Annotated in this window: 3 protein-coding genes; all 3 read right to left on the bottom strand. The window is 71.4% G+C overall.

Translation table 11 applies throughout. The features are described 5' to 3' along the window. Positions 1-305: 305 nt before the first annotated feature. Positions 306-413, bottom strand: a complete 108-nt coding sequence (locus K6I33_RS33835) for a keywimysin-related RiPP (protein ID WP_126914222.1) — start codon at positions 411-413, stop codon at positions 306-308. Between the two features lie 332 nt (positions 414-745). Further along, positions 746-2,413, bottom strand: coding sequence for a sigma-70 family RNA polymerase sigma factor (locus tag K6I33_RS33840; RefSeq protein ID WP_229358629.1), 1,668 nt, complete (start codon positions 2,411-2,413; stop codon positions 746-748). A gap of 112 nt (positions 2,414-2,525) precedes the next feature. Next, the coding region (locus K6I33_RS33845) for a PH domain-containing protein (protein WP_229358631.1) at positions 2,526-2,943 on the bottom strand (418 nt) is incomplete at its 5' end.

Below are 2,943 nucleotides of genomic sequence, written 5' to 3' on the forward strand. Positions count from 1 at the left end.
CGTTCTGGGGCGCGTGGGGGCGGGCCCGTGCCGCGATCTCCGTGACCGCCTCGGCGGCGGTGTCGGGCAGGACGAGGAACCAGCTGGGCAGGGCGGACAGGGACGAGGAGCGGTCCATGCACAAACACCTCCGGCCGTCGATCCGGGCGGCATTCCGGCACTGCGCGGAAAACGGATGGAAACGGATGGAAATCGGGGGGTGAATGGCCCATGGCCCTCACCCCCCGATTCCGGGGGCCCTCCCGCTCGTCACCGGTCATTCTTCATTGGACTCGACCAGTGACAGCGGGCCCCTTTCGGCCGCCTCAGACGAGGTTGTGACCGCCGAGAACGTCCTTCGCGGTCTTGCTGGCCAGGCCCGTCACCTTACGGAAGCCGCCGGCCTTGGCGATGGTGGGACGCTCGTACGTCATGGCGTTCTCCTTCTCTGCGATGGGGACGATGAACCGCAGGTCACCTGCTCACGACCGATGGGAGCGCCCTCTCCCGCACGCGCACACCACTACTCATGCGGGGAGGGGACGGCCCCCGGATCTTTCGATCCCCGGCCGCACGAAGAGAGTAAATATGACGAACACATCATCACAATGCCATGGCCGAGTTGCTGGTGGTGAAATGCGGGCGCCCCATGGCGACGCGCGCCCGGGTAACTCCCGGGCACGCTCGGACATTTACCGCGATATGAAAATCGGCGGTCAGTCACCCGCATAATTCAACCATCAACATAGGGCTGAACGAGCGGGATTCAGCGCGCGCCGAACACCTGGGTCCAGCGCGGACCGCCCGGCGCCTTGTTGATGCCGACGCCGATCTCCTTGAAGGAGCAGTTGAGGATGTTCTTGCGGTGGCCGTCGCTGTGCATCCACGAGTCCATGACCGACGCCGCGTCCTGCTGCCCGTAGGCGATGTTCTCGCCGTAGGTGCTCCAGCGGTAACCGGCCGCGGTGATGCGGTCGCCCGGGCCCTTGCCGTCGGGGTTGGTGTGGTCGAAGAAGCCCCGGGCCGCCATGTCGTCGGAGTGGCCCTGGGCGGCCGCGTCCAGGAGGCTGTTGGAGGTCAGGGCCGAGCAGCCCACCTTCGCCCGCTCGGCGTTGACCAGGGCCACCACCTGCGCGGCCATGGAACCGTCGCCGCCGGACGGCTTGGGCGCACGGGTCCGGGCCGGGGCGGCCGGGCGCTCGGACGCGGGCTCGTCCGCGCGGGACTCGGAGGCCTTGGCCGACGGCGACGCGCTCGCCGACGCGCTCGGCGAGGCGCTCGCCGAGGCCGACGCGGACGCGGACGCCGAGGCGCTCGGCGAGGCGGAGACCGACGGGCTCGACCGGATGGGCATGGGCTCCCGGGCGTTCAGCTGCTTCAGATTGCCGGACGAGTCCACGGCCTCCGTCTTGACGGTCGTCCCCGGGGAGTCCTCCATGAGGTACCCGCCGCCCAGCACACCGCCGGCGATCAGGGCGAGGACGCCCGCCCCGAGCACGGCCTTCCGGCCCGTGCGCGACCGCCCGCCGCCCGCGCGGTGACCGCCCGCCCGGCCGCCGCCCGGAGCAGCCGGAGCACCCGGCGCGGCCGGCGCGGCGGCCGGGTGCGCCGCCGACGCGTACCCCACGGGCTCGCCCGGCACCACGGCACCGCCGCCCCACCAGCCCAGCAGGGCTCCGCCGACCGGCACCAGACCGAGGCCGACCAGCAGGCCCTCGGCCGGGACCAGCGTCGACAGGGCGCCCGTGCAGCGGCCGCAGCCGCGCACGTGCCGGGCGACGCGCTTGCGCCACAGCGCGGACGGAACGCCGTCCCACGTGGCGACGACCTCGCCGAGCCGCTCGCAGCGCGGGTACGCGGCGAGCGCCTGGACGACGCCGCGGGCGACGTCCAGCTGCGCCTTCGTCCGCTGGATCCGGACGGCGGTGTGCTGCGGGGTCAGCCCGAGCGCGGCGACGACCTCGGCGCGCTTCAGCTCGCCGGCGGCCTCCAGCCACCACAGGGACAGGACCTCCTGCTCCCCCTCGTCCAGCCAGCGCGTGGCCTCGGCGGCCTCCCTGCGCTGGCCCTCCAGCCCCAGCCGGACGATGGTCAGGTCGACGAAGTCGGCCTTGGGGTCGGGAACTTCGCCGACCACCTCCTGCAGGCCACTGACGGGAGCCTCGGGGCGCTCCTCCCGGCAGTGGCTGCGTATCTGGTTCATGGTGATGGCGACCAGCCAGGAGCGGAAGCTCGCGGCGTCCCGCAGCCCGTCCAGGCCGTTGATCACCCGGAGCATGGTCTCCTGCACCACGTCGTCGACGTCCGCGTGGCCGTTCAGGGCCCGGCCGACGATGTTGTAGACGAGTGGCAGGTGGGTGGCGACGAGCTCGTCCTGTGCCGCCGTGTCCCCGGCACGCGCCGCCTCGATCACGGCCACGCTCACACTCTTCACGCCCGCACCTCTTTCCGCACCCGCCACAATTGGCGCTCGATCCGACACCTAGGAGACCGGGCGTCGGTCGGCAGATAACAAAAAAGTTGGGTGCGAATGTACGGCAGTACGTTCAGTCGGACATGCGGATCAAGAACTCACGAACGATCCCCGGAGCGACATATTCCGCGAACTCCGCCGCCTCGGCCGCCGGGATGTCCCGTATGCGGTATTCATCCTCCCCACCGGGGACCGCGGCAGTGAGAGTGGACACATCTGCCCGGACCGCAAAGGGCGTATCGGTAAATGTCCACCCCTGTACGGAACTCCGGTCGAGGGCCACCGTCTCCCGTCCGAACGTCCCGGACCGTACGACCAGATGGCGCCCCCGCACCGCGTACCCCAGCGCCCGGTAGGCGTCCCGCGCCAGCGCGCACACCACCGGGGAGGCCACGGCCACCCACCCCGCCGCGCACCACAGCAGCACCGGCAGAGCCAGCAGCCACCCCAGCCCGACGAGCACCAGCGCCACCGGCAGGACGCCCCACCCC

Source organism: Streptomyces sp. UNOB3_S3, assembly GCF_020740895.1.
Classification (GTDB): domain Bacteria; phylum Actinomycetota; class Actinomycetes; order Streptomycetales; family Streptomycetaceae; genus Streptomyces.